The sequence below is a fragment of the Blautia faecicola genome (assembly GCF_004123145.1).
GTDB classification, from domain to species: domain Bacteria; phylum Bacillota; class Clostridia; order Lachnospirales; family Lachnospiraceae; genus Oliverpabstia; species Oliverpabstia faecicola.
This window is the reverse complement of the sequence record NZ_SDKC01000001.1, coordinates 1,243,292-1,264,809: the sequence shown is the minus strand read 5'-3', so window position 1 is coordinate 1,264,809 and position 21,518 is coordinate 1,243,292. Positions and strand designations below refer to the sequence as shown.

Annotated in this window: 20 protein-coding genes; 7 read left to right on the top strand and 13 right to left on the bottom strand. The window is 46.3% G+C overall.

Annotation, left to right across the window (positions count from 1 at the left end):
- Positions 1-63: 63 nt before the first annotated feature.
- Positions 64-990 carry a magnesium transporter CorA family protein gene (locus ETP43_RS05655; RefSeq protein ID WP_129257344.1) on the top strand — a complete coding sequence of 309 codons (927 nt, stop codon included), beginning with the start codon at positions 64-66 and terminating at the stop codon, positions 988-990.
- A gap of 48 nt (positions 991-1,038) precedes the next feature.
- Positions 1,039-1,524, top strand: a complete 486-nt coding sequence (locus tag ETP43_RS05650) for a DUF5721 family protein (protein WP_022400132.1) — start codon at positions 1,039-1,041, stop codon at positions 1,522-1,524.
- Between the two features lie 86 nt (positions 1,525-1,610).
- On the opposite strand, the gene ETP43_RS05645 is transcribed toward ETP43_RS05650, so the two are convergent.
- Positions 1,611-3,026: a S1C family serine protease gene (locus tag ETP43_RS05645; RefSeq protein WP_129257343.1), complete on the bottom strand. Its 1,416-nt coding sequence runs from the start codon at positions 3,024-3,026 to the stop codon at positions 1,611-1,613.
- Positions 3,027-3,412: 386 nt separating this feature from the next.
- On the opposite strand from ETP43_RS05645, the gene ETP43_RS05640 reads away from it, so the two are divergent.
- On the top strand, positions 3,413-3,892 hold the full coding sequence (locus ETP43_RS05640) for an S-ribosylhomocysteine lyase (protein ID WP_022400134.1): 480 nt from the start codon (positions 3,413-3,415) through the stop codon (positions 3,890-3,892).
- A gap of 190 nt (positions 3,893-4,082) precedes the next feature.
- Here the strand turns inward: ETP43_RS05640 and truA are convergent, their stop codons facing one another.
- The 3 genes from truA to ETP43_RS05625 all read right to left on the bottom strand — a co-directional run bounded on the left by truA (position 4,083) and on the right by ETP43_RS05625 (position 6,981).
- Positions 4,083-4,826, bottom strand: coding sequence for a tRNA pseudouridine(38-40) synthase TruA (gene truA / locus ETP43_RS05635; protein WP_129257342.1), 744 nt, complete (start codon positions 4,824-4,826; stop codon positions 4,083-4,085).
- A 7-nt stretch (positions 4,827-4,833) separates the two neighbouring features.
- Complete coding sequence (gene putP, locus ETP43_RS05630) at positions 4,834-6,381, bottom strand: sodium/proline symporter PutP (RefSeq protein ID WP_129257341.1); 1,548 nt, start codon at positions 6,379-6,381, stop codon at positions 4,834-4,836.
- A gap of 225 nt (positions 6,382-6,606) precedes the next feature.
- Positions 6,607-6,981 carry a RidA family protein gene (locus ETP43_RS05625; protein WP_022400137.1) on the bottom strand — a complete coding sequence of 125 codons (375 nt, stop codon included), beginning with the start codon at positions 6,979-6,981 and terminating at the stop codon, positions 6,607-6,609.
- Between the two features lie 204 nt (positions 6,982-7,185).
- Here ETP43_RS05625 and ETP43_RS05620 point away from each other — a divergent pair, with 204 nt between their 5' ends.
- The 3 genes from ETP43_RS05620 (at position 7,186) to ETP43_RS05610 (ending at position 12,686) form a co-directional block, all read left to right on the top strand.
- Positions 7,186-8,838, top strand: a complete 1,653-nt coding sequence (locus tag ETP43_RS05620; protein ID WP_129257340.1) for a glycoside hydrolase family 13 protein — start codon at positions 7,186-7,188, stop codon at positions 8,836-8,838.
- Positions 8,839-8,988: 150 nt separating this feature from the next.
- On the top strand, positions 8,989-12,102 hold the full coding sequence (locus ETP43_RS05615) for a glycoside hydrolase family 2 TIM barrel-domain containing protein (RefSeq protein ID WP_129257339.1): 3,114 nt from the start codon (positions 8,989-8,991) through the stop codon (positions 12,100-12,102).
- A gap of 197 nt (positions 12,103-12,299) precedes the next feature.
- Positions 12,300-12,686, top strand: a complete 387-nt coding sequence (locus ETP43_RS05610) for an ArsR/SmtB family transcription factor (protein ID WP_022400141.1) — start codon at positions 12,300-12,302, stop codon at positions 12,684-12,686.
- A 119-nt stretch (positions 12,687-12,805) separates the two neighbouring features.
- Here ETP43_RS05610 and ETP43_RS05605 read toward each other — a convergent pair whose 3' ends face one another.
- Positions 12,806-14,026, bottom strand: a complete 1,221-nt coding sequence (locus ETP43_RS05605; RefSeq protein WP_129257338.1) for an aminotransferase class I/II-fold pyridoxal phosphate-dependent enzyme — start codon at positions 14,024-14,026, stop codon at positions 12,806-12,808.
- A 108-nt stretch (positions 14,027-14,134) separates the two neighbouring features.
- Positions 14,135-14,584, bottom strand: a complete 450-nt coding sequence (gene nrdR / locus ETP43_RS05600) for a transcriptional regulator NrdR (RefSeq protein WP_022400143.1) — start codon at positions 14,582-14,584, stop codon at positions 14,135-14,137.
- A gap of 276 nt (positions 14,585-14,860) precedes the next feature.
- Between nrdR and ETP43_RS05595 the strand changes: the two genes are divergently transcribed.
- Positions 14,861-15,115 (top strand): PRC-barrel domain-containing protein, encoded by a 255-nt coding sequence (locus tag ETP43_RS05595; RefSeq protein ID WP_022400144.1) that lies wholly within the window; start codon positions 14,861-14,863, stop codon positions 15,113-15,115.
- A 62-nt stretch (positions 15,116-15,177) separates the two neighbouring features.
- On the opposite strand, the gene ETP43_RS05590 is transcribed toward ETP43_RS05595, so the two are convergent.
- The 7 genes from ETP43_RS05590 to ETP43_RS05560 form a co-directional block, all read right to left on the bottom strand.
- Positions 15,178-16,242: a sulfate/molybdate ABC transporter ATP-binding protein gene (locus ETP43_RS05590; protein ID WP_129257337.1), complete on the bottom strand. Its 1,065-nt coding sequence runs from the start codon at positions 16,240-16,242 to the stop codon at positions 15,178-15,180.
- A gap of 12 nt (positions 16,243-16,254) precedes the next feature.
- The gene (gene modB, locus ETP43_RS05585; RefSeq protein WP_129259481.1) at positions 16,255-16,959 is read right to left on the bottom strand and encodes a molybdate ABC transporter permease subunit; all 705 of its coding nucleotides are present in this window, start codon (positions 16,957-16,959) and stop codon (positions 16,255-16,257) included.
- Between the two features lie 74 nt (positions 16,960-17,033).
- The gene (gene modA / locus ETP43_RS05580; RefSeq protein WP_129257336.1) at positions 17,034-17,963 is read right to left on the bottom strand and encodes a molybdate ABC transporter substrate-binding protein; all 930 of its coding nucleotides are present in this window, start codon (positions 17,961-17,963) and stop codon (positions 17,034-17,036) included.
- Complete coding sequence (locus ETP43_RS05575) at positions 17,890-18,945, bottom strand: XdhC family protein (protein WP_129257335.1); 1,056 nt, start codon at positions 18,943-18,945, stop codon at positions 17,890-17,892. The genes modA and ETP43_RS05575 overlap by 74 nt, the downstream gene beginning before the upstream one ends.
- A 110-nt stretch (positions 18,946-19,055) precedes the next feature.
- The gene (locus ETP43_RS05570; protein ID WP_129257334.1) at positions 19,056-19,493 is read right to left on the bottom strand and encodes an MOSC domain-containing protein; all 438 of its coding nucleotides are present in this window, start codon (positions 19,491-19,493) and stop codon (positions 19,056-19,058) included.
- Positions 19,494-19,505: 12 nt separating this feature from the next.
- Positions 19,506-20,477, bottom strand: a complete 972-nt coding sequence (moaA, locus tag ETP43_RS05565; RefSeq protein WP_129259479.1) for a GTP 3',8-cyclase MoaA — start codon at positions 20,475-20,477, stop codon at positions 19,506-19,508.
- Positions 20,478-20,484: 7 nt separating this feature from the next.
- Positions 20,485-21,510, bottom strand: coding sequence for a molybdopterin-binding protein (locus tag ETP43_RS05560; RefSeq protein WP_129257333.1), 1,026 nt, complete (start codon positions 21,508-21,510; stop codon positions 20,485-20,487).
- Between the last annotated feature and the right edge of the window lie 8 nt (positions 21,511-21,518).

The following is a 21,518-nucleotide window of genomic DNA, read 5'->3' as shown; positions in this document are numbered from 1 at the left end:
CTTTTTGTGTCTTTTGGTTTATAATACTGGTATCTGTTTTTTGAAAATACACTTGGAGGTTTTATGGATTATTTACTGAACAGTTCCATGGAAGTTCTGGATGAAGATTACCAGCCGAAAGACACGGACATCGTGGTGTCTCTGGTTACCACTGAGGAATGCGAAGAGCGTTACCGTTCTCTTCCTTATTATCATGTACTCGCAAGAAATATGCAAAATCATAACATCCGCTACTGCAAAGCGGAGATGTTTAAAGACTGTATCCTGGGAACCCTTCTGATTCCCGATAAAAAAAGTATCTCTGAGACGATTTTGTCCATTTCTTTCTATATGAATAAGAATCTACTGGTTCTGGTGGATGATTCAAAACACATTCAGGATATTCTTACACTTCTGGAAGAGGGGGAACTTCTGAACTGTAAGACCATCGCTGAATTTCTGTGTCAGCTGATCGGTACTCTGACGCTGGAGGATGCGGTATTTTTGCAGGAGCTGGAACAGCGCATGAGTGATCTCGAAGAAGGGATCTTAAAGCATACGGTCTCCGACTCTTCCACGCAGCTGATGCATATCCGCAAACGTCTGTTGATCCTGCATTCCTATTATCAGCAGCTGTCTGATTTCTGTGAGGATCTCGAGGAAAATTCCAATCACTTTTTTCAGGCGGAAGAATGTCAGATTTTTTCGCTGTATGCGTCCCGGATCGAGCGGCTTTATGACCATTCGCAAATGCTCCGGGAATATGCTCTGCAGATCCGGGAGATGGAACAGTCGCAGACCGACGCCAGACAGAACCGGACCATGCGGATTCTTACTGTTGTGACTACGATCTTTTTCCCGCTCTCTCTGATCACCGGCTGGTACGGCATGAATTTTTCTCATATGCCGGAACTTTCCGCTCCTCATGCTTACGGGATCCTGATCGGTATCTGTGCCGTGATTGTTCTGATCGAGATCTGGATTTTTCATAAAAATGACTGGTTTTCCTGAATTTTCTGATGGAAATGTGTCTTTATTATCATTTTGGGAGGATATTATTTGTTAGCACTTCGAATTTTAGATCTGAAAGATTTTACAGCAAAATTATTTATTGGAGAAATGTTTCAGCATTTTTCTTTTGTGGAAGCTTCTTTTACCACATTTGTCACTTATACCCTCGACGGACAGCTGCATAAGGAGTTTTTCGATTCCGAACAGTGTCCCGACCGGACATACTGCCTGTGGGAAGATGTGCAGGCACAGTGTTTTTCGATGATCCGCGGAAAACGTACACCACTGAACTTTAAAATTGTGTTTCAGCTTTCTGCTTCTAATGTAGAAAAACTTCTGATGCAGAGCTGTGTTCCGTTAAAGGCAGAAGATATCTACGGACTGTATCTGAACTGCCAGTTCGATGGAAAACAATTGCTTTGCACCACCGGTACTTCTCTGAAAATCTTCACCCTGGACAAACAGCTTGACCGGGTGTGGGATGAGATGATCCGGAAGTTTTTCCGAAAAAATCAGATAGCTTTTGAAGAATAGCAAAACGGGAAACTCTTTTCATCGAGTTTCCCGTTTTGTTCGTTTTCTGTTTGTTCTATTTTATCTTATCTGCTATTTCTGTATTTTTATTTCAGAATAGATCCCTGCAGGTTGCCGTCCTGTCCGGATGCTCCCGGCTGGGTCTGTCCCTGCTGACCGTCCTGTGTAGTTGTTGAAGTATCTGCTTTGTCCAGTGTGATGGTCAGTGTTTTTTCTACATAGCTTCCGTTATCAGCGATCTTTACAACCAGATCTACGGTTTCTCCTGCTGCATAATACTCCAGACAGCTCTTCAGATCATCCATGGATTCGATCGTCGTATCGTCAAATTTTGTGATAACGCTTCCGGCTGTGATTCCGGCTTTCTCAGCGGCGCTGCCCTGTTCTATTTCTGCTACATAAACACCCTGCGGGATACCATAAGCTTCTGCGATAGAACTGTCTACGGTCTGACCTTTGATACCAAGTGCTGCTGCCTGATCAGAACTTACTTTTGTTCTTGTCTGACGGTTCATCAGATCTTCAAAGATCGGAGAAGCGGTGCTTACCGGGATCGCATATCCCATACCTTCTACTTCTGTGGAAGCCAGTTTTGCGGAGTTGATACCGATAACCTGACCCTGCATATTCAGAAGTGCTCCACCACTGTTACCAGGGTTGATGGCTGCATCTGTCTGGATAAATCCATTTTCAGAATTGGAATCTTCCAGCTGACGGTTTACTGCACTTACAATACCGGTTGTTACAGACTGACCGTAACCCAGTGCATTACCGATGGCTACCACCTGTTCTCCTACCTGCAGCTGATTGGAATCACCGATCTCTGCGATCTTGATCTTAGACATTGTGTCATCCGAAATATCAGAAAGTTTGACTGCGATAACAGCCAGATCGTTATCGGAATCAGTTCCTTTTACGGTTGCCTCACAGGCATTATCATCAGCGAAACATACAGACAACGTATCTGCTCCTTCTACTACATGGTTATTGGTGGCGATCAGAAGTTCGCTGTCATTTTGTCCGATGATGATACCGGAACCCTGGCTTTCCACTTCCTGTTCCTGTGTGCCGCCACCTCTTGAGAACATGCTGAAATAATTCTGTACTTCCTGTACGGATTTGTTAGTGATTGCAACAATCGATGGCATCGCACTCTGAACGATAGAAGTAACATCCATACTTCCTGAGGAAGTGCTACTTGCTGTGCTCGTTGATGCTGTTGCGGTCTGCAGTTTCGTCGTTGTTGTCTGCTGGCTGCTGTCACTTTCTGTCTGTGTTGCCTTTGCTTTTGCTGTCGCACCGGTTGCATAAGTAACTCCGGTAAATACACCCCCGGCTACGCCTCCGAAGAGTACCGCGCTCAGTGCTACCGCACCGATTTTCTTTGCCCATTTTGCAGCATTTTTATTATTCTTTCCATGCGGTTTCTTTGGCTCCATCGGTGTATTGTTCTGCGGTTCATTTCCCTGCTGATTCCAGTTGTAACTTCCATATTCTTCCATAAGTCATTCCTCCTGTTTATGTAAATGTGTTGATTTCTTTTTTGTTTGTTTCTTTTTTGTTTATGGCTATAGTATAGAAAAGGTTTGTGGTCAATTTGTTATCAAAATATGTTTATTTTGTGAAATAGTTCAAACTATGCTATAATACTTTTCAGTGGACAGGCACAGGTGTTGTCTGTTTATCAGAAAGAAGAATACTAAATGTACTCTCGGAATTTTTCAGTGCTTGATTTTGTGAGATGATTTTTTGTCAGTTGTGCCCAAATTTCTGAGGCGTACGCGGTGCGTACGTTGATGAAATTCGGGTGCAACTGGCAGAAAATCAGCCACAAAAGCAAGTACCGAAAGACTCCGAGAGTACATCGAACTCACAGGAGGTTTTTATTATGCAGAAAATCACAAGTTTTACCATCGACCACATAAAGCTCCAGCCGGGTGTATACGTATCCCGCAAAGACCCGGTTGGCGATTCCCTGATCACCACATTCGATATCCGTATGACATCCCCGAACGAAGAACCGGTGATGAACACCGCTGAGGTACACACCATCGAACATCTGGGAGCCACCTTCTTAAGAAATCACCCGGACTTCGGCTCCAAAACCATCTACTTCGGACCAATGGGCTGCCGCACCGGCTTCTATCTCCTTCTGGCAGGCAACTACACTTCCAGAGACATCGTCCCGCTGATGACCGAGATGTTCACCTTCATCCGCGACTACCACGACGAGGTCCCAGGCGCCTCTCCAAAAGACTGCGGTAACTACCTCGACATGAACCTGTCCATGGCAAACTACCTGGCAAACCGCTTCCTGACCGAAGTATTAACCGACATCAAAGAAGACCGCCTGGTATACCCGGAATAAATACTTTCATTGCTATCCGGCAGTGAACATTGTTGCAAAATATCAGATACTATAAAAAGGAAGATAGCAGTACATCTTAATGTACACAACTATCTTCCTTTTTATATCTTTATATCCAAAATTATTTAGAACTCTTTCTTATCACTTATTAATGAAGATTTCTCCTTTTTCGAAAAAAAACTCTTTTCTCCTATTTTTTTGAATAAAATACGCGTTCAAGACACAGCCCCTCTGCCGGCGCCGTAACGCCCGCAAACTTCCGCTCCATCCTCTCAAGCAGCTCCGGCATACTGTCCGCATCCCTCCTATGCTGCCCCACCTCAATCAAAGTTCCGGTTAAGATTCTGACCATATACTGAAGAAACCCATTTCCCGTATACACAATCCGTATCTCATGCTCCGACTCTTCAATCACTATATCCGTAATCGTCCGCACCGTGGATTTCTTCATCTTCGGATTGCCACAAAACGATTTAAAATCATGGGTTCCCACCAGATCCTGTGCTGCCCGGCGCATCGCCTCTACATCCAGAGTTTCCCCCAGATGATACCGAAACTTCCGGTCAAACACCGATTTCTGCTCATCCGTTCCAATCCGGTAAGAATAACATTTTCCTTCCGCCCAGAGCCTTGCATGAAACCGTTCCGATACCTGTTCCACGGACTTTACACAGATATCTTCCGGCAGATACTGATTCATATATTGCAAAATCTCCTTCGGATCCCATTTCTTTGCCAGATGCACACTGGCTGTCTGATTCTTCGCATGAACCCCGGCATCCGTCCGCCCTGCTCCGTCGATCTCAATCTCTTTTTCTGTCATTCTGGATAATACCTGTTCCAGCTTTCCCTGAATCGTCTGCGTGGTTTTCTTCTGTCTCTGCCATCCTTCGTAACGGGTTCCTTCATATTCTATCGTCAGCAAATAATTCATAGATTTCTTACTCTTTCCAGTTTTTTACTTCATCGAACTCTGCCAGAATTTCCTGAGATGGTTCCTTCGTACAGAGACTGAAGATCACAATGCAGAGAATACTCAGCGCAAATCCTGCCACCAGTGAATACAGCCCGGTCGCAGTTCCAAGCGTCTGTCCATGTACCAACGGCAGATAATCCCATATCAGAACCGCACCGCCACCGGACACAATCCCCGCTACTGCTCCGGCAAAATTCGTTCTTCTCCAGAACAGGGACATCACTACGATCGGTCCGAACGCCGAACCAAGACCTGCCCATGCGTTGGATACCAGTCCCATAATACTGTTGTTTGGATCCCAGGCAATCAAAAATGCCAGCAATGCAACAACCAGTACTGTAAAACGGCTCACCTTCAGCACTTTTTTCTCATCGGATTCCGGTTTCAGAATATCCTTATAAATATCTTTAGACACGGATGAAGCCGTCACCAGAAGCTGTGAATCCGCTGTGGACATAATCGCTGCCAGGATACCGCACAGGAAGATTCCTCCGACAAATGGCAGATTCGTATCTTTCGTAAACATTTTTGTGATCATCTCGATAAAGACGCTTTCTGTGGAAGCATTTCCCTCCGTTCCAAGAATCGTCGGAAACAGATAGACACGACCGATAATACCGATCGCTACAGCTGCTGCCAGAGAAATCGTTACCCATATAATAGCAATTACTCTCGATTTTCTCAACTCTTTCTGATTCTTTACCGCCATAAATCGAGTCAGAATATGCGGCATTCCACAATATCCCAGCCCCCAGGCCAGCTGTGAGATAATCTCCACTGCGGTATAAGACCGGTCACCATTCCGAAACAGACTCAGATATGCCGAAGCACCGCCCACAACACCGCTCTGGTCAAGAATCGGTTTTACCTGATCCGCTCCTACCATAAAGTATGCAGCAATCGGAACCACCAGCAGTCCTACTAACATCAGACTTCCCTGAATAAAATCGGTCACACAAACCGCCATAAAACCGCCCATAAACGTATAGATCAGGATAACCGCAGCACCGATGGCCAGGGCCACATGATAATCCACACCGAATACAGAGTTAAATAATTTTCCACCGGCAGACAGTGCAGACGCTGTATATACCAGGAAAAAGATAACGATCACAATCGATGATACCAGAAGCAGTACCCTTTTTTTATCACGGAACCGGTTTTCAAAGTATGCCGGCAGTGTCAGGGAGTTATTTGCCTTGATCGTATATTTTCTCAACCGTGAAGAAATAAACACCCAGTTACAGACTGTTCCGAGGAACAGTCCGATCGCGATCCAGGACTGCCCTGTACCCAGTGCATATACGGTTCCCGGAAGTCCCATCAACAGCCAGCCGCTCATATCCGACGCCTGTGCCGACAGCGCAGCCACCCAGCCGCTCAGCCCTCTTCCGCCAAGAAAATAATCTTCTGAATTGTTCGTATTTTTCATGTAGATCGCACCGATCACAATCATCAGCACCAGATATGCCGCAAATGCGATCAGGATTACTATGGTATCTGTGTTACTCATTCCTTTTTCTCATCCTTCCTTTATGTAATTATGATACCGGATTGTTCCGTACTTCGTACTTTCACAGTCCGTAAAAATATTCGTAATCCATTATCCCGAAAACTTCCTGTCTTGTCAATCATTTTTTGCTTTATTTTTTTATCATATTACCATATTAAAGCGCATCGTATAAAAAAGATACCCGGATACCGATGTATTCTCTCCATATCCGGGTATCTTTTTCCTTTATTTTGCTGCGATTGCTTCAATCTCGATCAGACCGCCCTTCGGAAGTCTTGCAACTTCCACACAGGAACGAGCCGGTGCAGCATCTTTGAAGTATTCTGCGTAGATGGCATTGACTGTTGCAAAGTCATCCATATTGTCCAGAAATACCATGGTACGAACAACGTCTTCATATCCAACGCCTGCTGCTTCCAGAACAGCTCCCAGGTTTTTCAGTGCTTGATGCGTCTGTGCCTCGATACCTTCCGGCAGAGTTCCGTTCTCCGGATCCAGTCCCAGCTGACCGGAAGTAAATACCATATTTCCAGCTTCTACAGCATGTACATAAGGTCCTACTGCTGCAGGTGCTTTTTCAGCAAAAATTGTTTTCTTCATGTTTGTATCCTCCATTATCATTTTTCTACATCTGCTTCTTATTATAACATGATGTTCGAGTTCGTCAATGTTGAACCGCTGGGGACGGAGAAATATGGCATTAAGCCATATTTCTCCGTCCCCAGTATTTGCTTGCTCTTTTCTGCACAATAGAATATAATGTTTTTAATATATCTTTGTATAAAAAGACGAAAGGGGAACGATATGAAACACGAAAAAGACTGGTATAAGGATCTGGTGATCTATCAGATCTATCCGAGAAGCTTCAAAGACGGCAATCATGACGGAATCGGCGATCTGAAAGGAATGATTGAAAAACTTGATTATCTGCAGGAACTTGGCATCAATGCGGTATGGATGTCACCGGTGTTCGCTTCACCAAATGTGGATAATGGATATGACATTTCCGATTACACCTCCATCATGGAAGAATTCGGAACCATGGAGGACTGGGATGCTTTCCGGGACGGGGCTCATGCGCGGGGGATCGCGATTATCATGGATCTGGTGTTGAATCACTCTTCTGACAGGCATATCTGGTTTCAGGAATCCAGAAAATCCCGCAACAATCCCTACAGTGATTATTATATCTGGAGAGATCCTGCTCCTGATGGTGGTGCACCGAATGGCTGGATGTCTGTGTTTGGCGGCAGTGCCTGGGAATATGCAGCGGAGCGTGGGCAGTATTACCTGCATTTTTTTGCAAAAGAACAGCCGGATCTCAATTGGGACAATCCTGAGACAAAAGAAAAAATCTTTGATATTATCCGCTTCTGGAACGATAAAGGCGTGGATGGCTACCGCATCGATGCCATCAGTTATCTGGACAAAGGACTGGATGGCCGTGCCAATCCAAACGAACAGTTTGGTACTGTCGCCTGTGTGAACCTGGAAGGAACACATCGTTATATCCGGGAAATGGTTGCAAAGACCATGACACCCGATCACCTGATGAGTGTCGGAGAAGTCAACATCAATAACGACCAGGATGCCATCAACTACTCGAGCGCTGCCAGCGAAGAATTTAATATGGCAATTCCGTTTGTACCACCAATCGTAGAGATCCGGACCTGGTCACCGGAGAAAATGAAGCGTGATCTTCATCACAACTACGAACTTCTGAAAGCAGACGGCTGGTGGGCAAGATTTTTAAGTAACCACGATAAACCACGCCAGGTTTCCCTCTATGGAAATGATACGACTTACCGGGAAGCATCCGCAAAAATGCTGGCAGCTTACCTTCATACGCTCCCGGGAACTCCCTTTGTTTATCAGGGCGAGGAACTGGGTATGACAAATGTTGCATATCCTTCCATCGAAGACTATGACGATATCGATACCCGAAATGCCTACCATACCATGATTGAAGAGGAAATCACACCACAGGAAGCTCTCGCAGAAGCCCAGCGCATCAGCCGAGATAATGCCCGGACACCGATGCAGTGGGATGACAGCGCATACGGTGGATTTTCCGACCATACACCATGGCTCGGTGTCAATCCCAACTATAAAGAAATCAACGCCGCCAGCCAAATGGCAGATGATTCTTCCGTCTTTCGTTTTTATCAGAAACTGATCACACTCCGAAAAGAGCATCCTGTCATGGCACACGGTGACCTGCACCTTTGCTGTCCGGAGGAAGGACCGGTGATTGCCTATACGAGAAGTTATCAGGAGGAAACATTGCTCGCTGTACATAATTTTTCGCAGGATGTTCAGAAATTCCAGTACGCCGGAACCGGTTTACAGTTGGATACTTCAGTACTTTTATCTAATTATCCGGAACATGATATTTGTCCGGAAGATGAAATTTTAACACTGAAACCATACGAAACTGTGATCTTCCGCTTATCGTAAGACAGCATTGTGTCAACCACCACACATGCATAACAGAAAAGTCTGAACCATTAACTTGTTACTCTTGTTTTTCTGATATTTACCGATTAGAATAGATATAGCAGGTGCAGACAACTAAAAATTGCACCTTTTAGAAGGAGGGTTTTTCTTATGAAACTTCAAAATTATTTCCAGGATCCTTCTTCTTTACATATCGGAACAGAACCGCTTCGTGCCTACTATGTTCCTTGTAAAGAGGAAGCGGAAGCCAACGACGCAGATATGCTGAATGCTTCCCGTGCCATCGTGTTAAACGGCGATGACTGGAAGTTCAAATTTTATGCAAGCTATCACCAGGTTCCGGAAGGATGCATCGAAAAAACTGCCGATACTACCGGCTACGATACCATTCCGGTTCCAAGCTGCTGGCAGATTCTTGGGTATGATCATAATCAGTATACCAATGTCCGCTATCCGATTCCTTTCGATCCGCCATATGTACCGGATAACAACCCGGCTGGTGTGTATGTGAAAGAATTTTCACTGACCGAAGAGGAAGCGGCACAGAAAATTTATCTGAACTTTGACGGCGTGGACTCCTGCTACTATGTATGGGTCAACGGAACTTTTGTCGGTTATAGCCAGATTTCTCATTCCGGAAGCGAATTTGACATCACAGACAAAGTAACCACAGGCAATAACCGCCTGACCGTTCTCGTTTTAAAATGGTGTGACGGAACGTATCTGGAAGATCAGGATAAACTGCGTTTTACCGGTATCTTCCGTGACGTTTATTTGCTGGTTCGTCCGGCGGATCATATCCGTGATTATTTTGTCCACACACCGGTAAGCGAGGATCTCACCAAAGCTGAGATTCTGGTAGACCTTGACCTTTGCGGAACTCCTGCCATCACAGCAAAACTGTATGCACCGGACGGAGAATTCCTGACTGCTGCCACTCCTACCGATGGAAAAGTACAGTTTAGTGTAAATACTCCGGATCTGTGGAACGCAGAACATCCGGCACTGTATACGCTGGTTCTTTCCACACCGGAAGAAGTGATCGCTCAGAAAGTCGGTCTTCGCCGGATCGACATCAAAGGAAATGTCATCTATATCAACGGTGTCAACTTCAAGATCAAAGGTACCAACCGTCACGACAGCAATCCATTTACCGGCGCTGCAGTCACAAGAGAACAGCTTCTGACCGATCTGAAACTGATGAAAGAGCATAACATCAATGCGATCCGTACCAGCCATTATCCAAATGCTCCATGGGCAACACAGATGTATGACAAATACGGTTTCTATGTGATGGATGAAGCCGATCTGGAATCCCACGGATGCACCACACTCTATGGAAGTAAGAGTGAACATGTCGACATGGGCGAAGTGCAGTACGAAGAAAGCTATGGTTATCTGATGCGTGACCCTTCCTATGAGACTGCTGTCGTAGACCGTATCCAACATCTGGTTCACCGGGACAAAAACTGCTCCAGCGTTTTCTCCTGGTCCATGGGAAATGAAAGTGCTTACGGTCCGAACCTAGAAAAGGCTGCCGCATGGATCAAATCCTATGATCCGGATCGTGTTCTGAACTATGAAAACAGTATCTGGCAGCAGACCAATACCGATTATGTGAATGATGTACATGATCTGGATGTCTTCTCCCGGATGTACGCACCGGTAGAATTTATCGACGAGTTCTGCTCCAAAGAAGGCAAAAAACCATTTATCGAAGTAGAATACTGCCACGCTATGGGTAACGGTCCTGGAGACCTGGAGGCTTATTTTGAACGTCTCTACAAATATCCGGGTTATATCGGCGGTTTCGTATGGGAATGGTGCGACCACTCCGTATATATGGGCAAAACCATCGAAGGCAAAGATAAATTCTTCTACGGCGGCGACTGGAACGAAGAAGTCCACGACGGAAACTTCTGTATGGATGGGCTGGTATACCCGGATCGTACTCCGCACACCGGTCTTCTGGAACATAAAAATGTAGCCCGCCCGATTCGTGCCACTCTGCTGGACGTTTCTAAAGGGCTGGTAGAACTGGATAACAAACTGGATTATACAAACATCAAAGACGGATTTACGATCACTTATGATGTGCAGAAAGACGGCGTAACCACACTTTCCGGTACTCTGGATCCAGTTGACTGCCCGGCGAAAGAAAAAGTGACGATCACATTGCCATTCGCTGTAACTGCAGAGGGCAACACCATCGTTACCCTGCATTATCTGCAAAAAGAAGACGCTCTGCTGACTCCTGCAGGATATGAAGCCGGTCACGATCAGCTGATCTTCTCCACCGATGCCGCAAGTGCCATTGCAGCCGTTGTCAAGTTCTCCGGCGCTCAGACCGCATCTGCTGCATCTGCTGCATCTGCTGCATCTGCTGTAGCTGTAGAAGATCTGGAAAATGAACTGGTGATCAGTGGTACTGCCTTCCGTTATGTCTATGACAAATGGAAAGGAACTTTCACCGCTCTTGTAAAAGATCAGAAAAATCTGATCGCACAGCCGATCCAGTTAAATATCTGGCGTGCGCCGCTGGATAATGACCGTCGGATCCGCTGGGAATGGGAAGCTGCCGGTTACGACAGAGCCCGCACCAAAGTATATGCTACCGAATGGACACAGGATGAGGAAGCTGTAACCGTTACTTCCACCTATTCTCTGGCTGCTGTATATCTGCAGAGAATCATCGAGGGAACCATTACCTGGAAAGTTGCCAAAGACGGTACTCTGACCGTCACCGTAGACGGTGAGCGCAAACCGGTTCATGTACCGCTTGCAAAAACTCCGCTGCCAAAGATGCCTTTCCTGCCTCGTTTCGGTCTGCGTCTGTTCCTGGAACCGACCTTCGCCGATGTTACTTATTTCGGCTATGGACCGATTGAAAGTTATCCGGACAAACATCACGATGCAAAACTGGGACTTTATACCTCTGATGTAGACAGTCTCCATGAAGATTATCTGCGTCCACAGGAAAACGGAAGCCACTGGAACTGCTCCGGACTGGCTCTGACCTCTTCCGATCACCGTTCCCTGCTGGTATCCGGTGCACAGAACTTCAGCTTTAGTGCTTCCCGTTACACACAGGAAGAACTGACCACCAAAGCACACAGCTTCGAACTGGAAAAATCTCCGTACACCGTGCTGTGTCTGGATGGTTATATGTCAGGCTGCGGTTCCAACAGCTGTGGTCCTGCTCTGGCAAAAGAGTATCGGGTAGATCAGGACAAACTGTCCTTTACCTTTACTCTGAATTTCTAAGATTTTTATAAAACAGATCCCTATTGATCTGACTGATACCGGGGCACGAGATGTGGAAATACACTCGCTGACCCGGTGTTTTTCTTTGACCTTGACCAAATCTGTTTTTTCCGTTAAACTAAAAGACAGGCATAACTGTAGCATTGATAAAACAGTTAGCAAAGACAGAAACAGCATAGTAAGGAATTGGTGAACGAATGAAACAAACATTACAACAACCCCATCTGCATACAGCCGGTAATGGCGAAATTGAAACCTGTGATATCTGCCACCACCATCATCTGCATCTTCCAATGAAAGCTCCGGAGGATGAAACTTTGTATCGTCTGGCAGATCTCTACAAAGTATTCGGTGATCCTACCAGAATCCGTATTTTGTATGCATTATCCGGCGGTGAACTTTGCGTCTGCGACATCGCAGAGCTTCTGGGTATGACACAGAGTGCCATCTCCCATCAGCTGCGTGTGTTAAAACAGTCCGCACTGGTCAAATTCCGGAGAGATGGAAAAACCGTATATTATTCACTGGCTGATGCGCATGTAGCAACCATTCTCGCACAGGGACTGGATCATGTGCAGGAGTAACAGAGGCTTACTTCTATGAAATCATTGACTGACATCTATTTCAGAATCCAAAAGAGAGAGCAGACAGAACTCCATAAAGGTTCCATCTGCTCTCTCTTTTCTTCTGTATCTCAATATTTTTATTTTTGATGATATCCATCCAGAAACTCTGCCAGTTTCTTTGTCGCTTTCTCCAAATCTGCGACTCTCGGCAGATATACCACACGGAAATGATCCGGTTTATCCCAGTTGAATCCGCCACCATGTACAATCAGGATTCTCTTCTCTCTCAGCAGATCCAGTGCAAATTTTTCGTCGTCGTAGATGTTAAATTTCTCCACATCCAGTTTCGGGAAAATGTAGAATGCGGCTTTCGGTTTCTTCGCCGATACTCCCGGAATATCATTCAACAGTTTATAGATCACTTCTCTCTGTTCATAGATTCTTCCGCCCGGCTGCAGATACTCTTCTACGCTCTGATATCCGCCAAGCGCCGTCTGAATGATCGACTGTGCTGGTACATTCGAACAAAGGCGCATATTGGAAAGCATCTTGATTCCCTCGATATAACCTGCTGCTGCTTTTTTATTTCCGCTTAATACCATCCAGCCCACACGGAAACCTGCGATCATATGGGATTTGGACAGTCCGCTGAAGGTCACGCAGAACACATTTTTCGGCGCGATCGATGCGATGGAAATATGTTTCAGTCCATCCATCACCAGACGGTCATAGATCTCATCGGAGAAGATGATCAGTCCGAACTCTTCTGCGATCTTCACGATCTCTTCCAGAATTTCTTTCGAATACAAAGCTCCGGTCGGGTTGTTCGGGTTGATGATAACGATTGCTTTTGTTCTGTCTGTGATCTTACTTCTGATATCCGCAATATCCGGATTCCAGTCAGACTCTTCGTCACAGATGTAATGCACCACTTTACCGCCTGCCAGTGTAGCTGTTGCCGTCCACAACGGATAATCCGGTGCCGGGATGAGGATCTCGTCACCGTCATTTAACAGTGCCTGCATACTCAGGTTGATCAGCTCACTGACGCCGTTACCGGTGTAAATATCGTCCATCGTCACATCCGGGATTTGCTTTAACTGACAGTACTGCATAACCGCTTTTCTTGCGGAAAACAGTCCCTTCGAATCCGAGTATCCCTGGCAGTCCCATAAGGACTGTCTCATATCCAGAATCACTTCTTCCGGTGCATTAAAACCAAATGGAGCCGGATTACCGATATTCAATTTCAGAATACTGAGACCATCCGCTTCCATTCTGGCCGCCTCGTCCACCACGGGCCCTCTTACATCGTATAATACGTTATCCAGTTTGGAAGATTTATCAAAAGTCTTCATTAGTATCTGCCTCCATTCGTTTTCATTTTTTTACTTTATCACACTAATTCAGTGGATTACATATTTTTTTTATTGTAACGCACAATGGTGCGCTTGTCAAATTTCCATTTATTTCAGAATCTTCTTCAGTTCATCCATAAAGGTATTGACATCTTTAAATTCTCTGTATACCGAAGCAAAACGCACATAGGCAACTGCTTCCAGGTCTTTGAGTTTATCCATCACGATCTCTCCGATCACAGAACTCGGAATCTCCCGTTCCTCCAGATTGAAGATCTCGGTTTCCACCTCGTCCACCAGCTTGTGGATCTGTTCTGCAGATACCGGACGTTTGTGGCAGGCACGCAGTACACCCGCCTCAATCTTTGACCGGTCAAACTGCTCTCTGTTCTGGTCTTTTTTGATCACGATCAGCGGAATCGTCTCTACTTTCTCATAAGTGGTAAATCGTTTTCCGCACGCATCACACATTCTTCTTCTCCGGATGGCAGTATTGTCATCCACCGGGCGGGAATCCACAACCCGGGTATTATCCTGATTACAAAACGGACACTTCATATTTTATCCTTCTCTTTCCGCAAACTGACTTTGATTGTCCGGTATTCTCTCGTGTCCCCTTATTCCCGTTCAATTTTCTCACAGTTTTCTTATTTTCCCAGTAACTGTTCCGTGTCTTCACAGTTACTTTTCCTACAACCGGCATCTCTCCTGCGTCCCCTCACGCAGCGGATGCTCTATCTCTTCTCATCATAATATAATCGCAAACTCATCGTCAAGACAATTGTCCACAAAACATATAATTATTATAAAAGAAAGATAAGATTCAGGATTTTTATGCGAATTATTGATCTGAAACAAAAAGAAGTCATCAATACCTGCAACTGTAAAACCCTTGGCTGCCCTGTGGATGTGGAATTTGATCCGTGTAACGGGCAGATTACCGCCCTCATCATTCCCGGTCCCGGAAAATTCTGCTGTTTTCTCGGAAGGGACAGCGAATTCTGCATCCCCTGGGAATGTATCTGTCAGATCGGGGAAGATATTATTCTGGTGGAAATCGATGAGAAAAAATGCCTGAAGAAACTGTAGCTGTTTTTCTGACAGCTACAACATTTTTCTCCAGACATAATTTCTGTCATATTGCTGTTCTCTCAGTCTCGTCCGGCTGTACCGACATCCAGCAGCAACAGGTCTTCTTCTTTCACATACAGCACCTTGGGCACTCCATCCGAAGGATCCCAGTCGGTTTTCGCTGTTTTCCATTGCAGCCACTCACAGGAATCGTCTTTTCGAAAAGAGACATTCCACTCAAAAGGATCTTCCATGATCCGGTATTCACCCACCGGAAACTCGCTGTAATTGCCTTCCACCGGTTTTTCTCCTGTAAAATAATGGGCGCGGATTCCGATCGTCTGCGCCTGCAGGGCTTCTTTGGATACCCGAAGGGCGACGCCCCACTCTGCTGCCCAGAGCCAGTTTCCGTCTTTGTGGCTTTCCATGGCTTCCACCGCACAGATATTTTTACAACCGGATAAAAGTGCCGCCGTCTTCGTCTTCGGATTCCGGAAAAATTCTTTTACCGGTTCGATCACTTCCATCCGTCCCTGGTTGATACAGCTGACCGTATCACACAGCCGGTAGACCTCATCTCTGCTGTGTGATACGAAAAGTACAGGCTTCTGTACCTCCTGCAAAAGTTCCAGCATCTGCTGTTCCATTTTCCATTTCAGATAGCTGTCCAGCGCAGCAAACGGTTCGTCCAGAAGCAGCACTTCCGGCTCCGAAGCCAGCATACGTGCCATCGCCACACGCTGTTTTTGTCCGCCGGAGAGCTGACCCGGCATGTGATTTTCCAGTCCGCCAAGCTGAAATCCTGTGATATACTCTCTGACTTTCTTCGGATCCGGCTTTCTTCCCATCCCCGCCTGAATGTTCTGTACCACATTCATGTTGGGAAACAATGCGTAATCTTGAAACATATATCCGACTTTTCGTTTCTGTGGCGGCAGATTGATCCGTTTTTCCGAGTCAAACAATACCCGGTCATTCAGTACGATTCTTCCCTCATCCGGGCGTTCGATCCCTGCGATACATTTTAACGTCATACTTTTTCCACATCCGGATGCTCCCAGGATGGCAAATACACCGCCATCCATCGAAAAATCCACATCCAGCAGAAAATTTCCCAGTTTCTTTTTTATCTTTACCTGCAGCATCGTTCGTCTCCCTTACCAACGTTTTTTATGTTTGTTCCCGCCGGATCCGATCAGATTCATCACCAGTACCACAACAAACGCAATGCTCATAATAATGAGTACCCAGAAACCGGCGGTTCCATAATCACCGTCCTGAATAACCATGGCGATCTTCTGGGAAATCGTTCCCGTCTTTCCCGGAATATTTCCCGCGAGCATCGAAGTCGCTCCGTACTCTCCCATGGCTCTCGCAAAGGTCAGGATTGTTCCGGAAAGGATACCCGGTCCGGCAGACGGAATTACCACTTTCCAGAAAATTGTCATTTCCGACATGCCGAGTGTCCTCGCCGCATAGACAAGATTGGCATCTATCTGTTCAAATGCCGCCCTCGCGTTCCGGTACATTAGCGGAAAAGCGATCACGGTCGCCGCCAGGATACATCCCAGCCAGGTCTGCACGACTTTGATTCCAAAATTGCCATACAATGCCGCACCAAACGGCCGCCGCAGACTGAAGATCAGCAGCAGGAAAAATCCAGCTACCGTCGGTGGCAGTACCATCGGAAGGGTCAGAATCCCGTCCATCACCGCTTTTGTCTTCGGATCTGCTTTTACCACCTGTCTTGCCGCATAGATTCCTCCAAAAAAAGAAAGAATGGTAGCCACCACTCCAGTCTTTAATGAGATCAGCAGGGGACTCCAGTCCAGTCCCTTCATAAATTCCATCATCTGTTCTATTTGTGTCTCCATCCTTCATTCTCCTCGTCGGAAAAACAGATCCCGGCGGTATATATGCATTTTTTATATTACTATTAGTCCTCTACATCCGTATCGAAGTAGTATTTCCGGAAAATGGTCTTTGCATCATCGGTGATCAGAAAATCTATGAATTCCTTGGCTGTTGTGGATTCCAGTTCTTCTGCTTCCGGATTCTGTACCTGTGCCACCGGATAGATAACATCACCGGTCAGATCATACGGGATAATCTGCAGGATCTCCAGACGGTCTTCCAGTCCGTAAGTATCCGAATAATATACCGTTCCTACTTCGTTAGAGCCTTCTGCTACTGCGAAAGTAACCGCACCAACATTTGCACACTCATTGATTTCCACACCGCCCAGTGCTTCGGAAACAGTTGCGGTCGGGATGGTAGATACATCATCAACGGCATCCAGTATACCTGCATTTACCATTGCCTGACGGGTGTATTTTCCGACCGGTACAGAGCCGTCTGCCAGTGCGATACTGCTTGCTTTGCTCATATCTTCCAGGCTGGTTACTTCGGTGTTGCTTCCTTTATAAGTTACCAGGCATACCTGGTTATTTACTACATTATGACGGGTTCCGTCCACAACCAGACCATCGGTCTCATCCAGCTGATCCATCTGTTTTACAGCTGCTGAGAAAAATACGTCGCAGGCTGCACCTTCTTCGATCTGTGTCAGCAGAGTTCCTGAACTGTCATAGCTTCCCTGCACATTTACATTTGGATGTGTTTCCTGGAACTTCGCGATCAGCTCTTCCATAACCTGATTCAGACTCTTTGCAGCAAATACGGTAATGGTAGTTTCTTCGCTTGCATCGTCTGCTGTTGTGTCAGTGCTTTCGTCATCTGCTGTTGCTTCTGTCTGTGTCTCTTCTTTTGTTGTATCCGCTGCGCTGTCGCTCTTAGAGCCGCATCCTGTGAACATGGACACTACCATAGCTGCTGCCAGTAACATACTTACGCTTTTTTTCTTCATTGTTTTTTCTCTTTAATCCTGTTTTTTCTGCGCGGATCTGTATCAGCTGTGCTGCGATGCTGATGGCAATCTCCGCCGGTGTTTCACTTCCAATCTCGATTCCGATAGGTGCGTACACCCGGTCCAGTTCTTCACTGGTGAAGCCTTCGTTTAATAATTTTTCTCTGACATACTGGGTTTTTCTTTTACTTCCCACTACGCCGATATAAGAAGCAGGTGTCCGCAAGGCAAACCGTTCCACATCGGCATCACAGCGATGCCCTCTCGTGACTACCACCAGATAATCCTCCGGTTTTACTTCCAGAATCTGCGAAAGTGCTGTAAAATCTACGGTCTTTGTCTCCTGCACTCCCGGAAACAAAGCGGGATCGGTATATTCTTCCCGGTCATCCATGACCATACACCAGAAGCCCAGATGGCTGAGCACCGGAACCAGTTCCTGCGCCAGATGACCGCCTCCAAAAACATAAACTTTTCCATCGTAACAGAATTCTTCTGCATAAAGTTTCTGTCCGTTTTCCTCTAGGATCCGGCAGTGTCCTCTGCCTTCTGTGATCTCTTTTCGGATCTGTGGCAGTCCTTCGGAAAATGGAAGAACCAGCCAGTAAGGTTTTCCCTCGTCCGCTGTCACCAGCGCCTCTTTGAAAAATGCTCCAACCGCCGGATCTTTCACACGGACACTGTAAAACAGGACTTTCACATTGCCCCCGCAGACCATTCCCAATCCACCGTTTTCTCCGGTTCCAAGATCAAAGTCTTCCACAAAATGTGCATCGGTTCCCGTCAGTTCCATGGCTTTTTTCACCGCCTGGTACTCCAGGTTACCGCCTCCGATGGTTCCGTAGATTCTTCCGGTCTTATCCACCGCCATATAAGCACCTGTAGTTCGCGGAATGGAACCATTTCCTTCTACAATGGTCACCAGAACCGTATCGGTCTTCTGGTTCCATCGATCCAGTAATAACTGATATAGTGTTTTCATTGATTGTATTTCCTTTTATGATTCTTTTTTTACTCTTTTCATAGTTATCTGAAATTTCCATTTTTTATACGCTCATTTTTTTCATGAATCACTTTTCCGTGAAGTTCCTGTTATTCCATTTCCATGATTTCGAGATTGTCACCCTTTCGGATGGTTCCGCCTTCCAGCACAACAGCAAATACGCCTTCTCTCGGCATGATACATTCTCCCATGCGTTTATAGATTTCGCAGTGGCTGTGACACTCTTTCCCGATTTGCGTCATCTCCAGGATGGCATCCCCGCATCGAAAACGGGTTCCTACCGGAAGACTGCCGAAATCATAACCGCTGACGATCAGATTTTCTCCGAAAGCACCAAGCCCGATGTCGGCACCTTTTTTGCGAAATTCTTCGATTTTTTCATAGGACAGCAGACTCACTTGTCTGTGCCAGTGCCCCGCATGGGCATCTCCCTGGATACCCCAGTCCTTTACCAGCACTGCCTCTTCGATTTCATGTTTCGCTGTACCTCGTTTTTCACTGATACAGATTCCTTTGATTACTCCCAAAGTTGTTCCTTTCTATCCACCAATTTTTACCATCTCATGTGTCTCCGTCATCTCTGACGGACGTTCAAAACAGTGTGCCGCAGGCTTCCGAAAAATAGCCTCTTCCATTACTGTTCGAAGATTTTCTTTTTCTCCTTCTCGAAGCACATGGCGAAGATCTACGCCCTGATCGTAACACAGACACAGTTTCAGATACCCTTCCGCCGTTAATCTGACACGGTTACAGGTGTCACAGAATTTTCCATGTATGGCGCTGATAAATCCAACCGGAACTTTCAGATCTGAAAATCGGTAATACACCGCCGGTCCGCTTCCCATCCTGGAAAGTTCTTCCGAATCAACAAGCTTTTCTGCTGTTCCAAATGTTTTTTCCAGCATTTCTCGCAGTTCTTCATTGCTTCTTCCCACATATTGTTTGCCATATCCAACCGGCATCATTTCGATAAAACGAAGCGGAAGGTTCTCATTCTGTGCATAACGCACCAATGGAACCGGGTCCAGTTCTTTTCGATTGACTGCATTCAGCTTCACCGGTAATCCGGCATCTTTTGCCGCCCGGATCCCCGCAAGAACTGCCGGAAGTTCCCGTTTCCCGGTAATCTGACAGAATTCTTCCGGATCCAGTGTATCCAGGCTGATATTCACTCCATCTACACCGGCTTCTTTCAGCTGTTTTGCATAGTTTCCAAGCAGAACACCATTTGTCGTCATCGTGATGGTTTCCACTCCCGGAATTTTCCGGATTCCAAGTATCAGATCCGCACAGCCTTTTCGCACCAGAGGTTCTCCGCCGGTGATGCGGATATGCGTGATGCCAAGACTCACGCTCACCTTTACGATCTCCCAGATTTCCTCAAACGTCAGAATATTTTTCATTCCTACATCCTGCACCCCTTCCGGCATGCAGTAGCGGCACCGCAGATTACATCGATCCGTGACCGATATCCGCAGGTAATTAATTCTTCTTCCATACTGATCCAGCATGTTTCTTCTACCAGCCTTTTCCAAAACCGCAGTTCGGGTACGTACAGACCGGACAGTTCAGGCACAGACCGCCCTCACCCAGTGCTGCCAGTTCTTCGGCTGTAATCTCATCATCTGCTAAAAGGCGCGGCAGTGCCAGATCGAAAATCGTCCGTTTTGCATACATCACACATCCCGGAAGTCCTACGATCGGGATCCGTTCCTGATAATAGGACAGCAGGAACATCGCTCCCGGAAGCACCGGTGCACCGTAAGAAACGATCCGCGCCCCTGTATTTTTGATTGCCAGCGGAGTCCTGTCATCCGGATCCACACTCATGCCACCGGTACAAAGTACCAGCTCAGCTCCCTGTTCGATCGCCTGCAGACAACCTTTTGTGATTGCTTCGTGATCATCGTCATACACTTCATGGAAAATCATTTCACAGTCATATTCTTTCAGTTTTTCTACCAGTACCGGGGTGAATTTGTCCTCAATTCTTCCGTGATAAACTTCACTTCCGGTGGTCAGGATCGCCACCTTTTTCTTATGCAGCGGCTTCAAAGTCAGAATCGGACCGTCCTGACAGACTGCTTTGGCGCGTTCCATCTTCTCTTTCTCGATCACCAGCGGGATAATTCTGGTTCCCGCCAGCTTGTCCCCTTTTTTGACACAGGTATTTCCATGGCGGGTTGCGATCATCATCTCTCCGAGACCATTTACTTTTTTCAGTTTTTCCCGGTCTACTTTCAAAAGTCCACCCTGCTCGGCGATCAGTTCGATTTTTCCTTCTTTTACTTCGGACGGATGCATATGATCATTTTTGCACATCTCGTAGAGGATCTGTGCCGCCTCATTTTCATGAAGCATATGTTCATCCTTTTCCCAGATATAAATATGTTCTTTTCCCACGCTCAGAAGTACCGGGATATCCTCCTCGGTAATGATATGACCTTTCCGGAATACCGCGTCTTTCGTCACCCCGGGAATGATCTGTGTGATATCATGACACAGAACCTGCCCAATGGCGTCTTCGGTTTTCATTAATTTCATACGTGTTC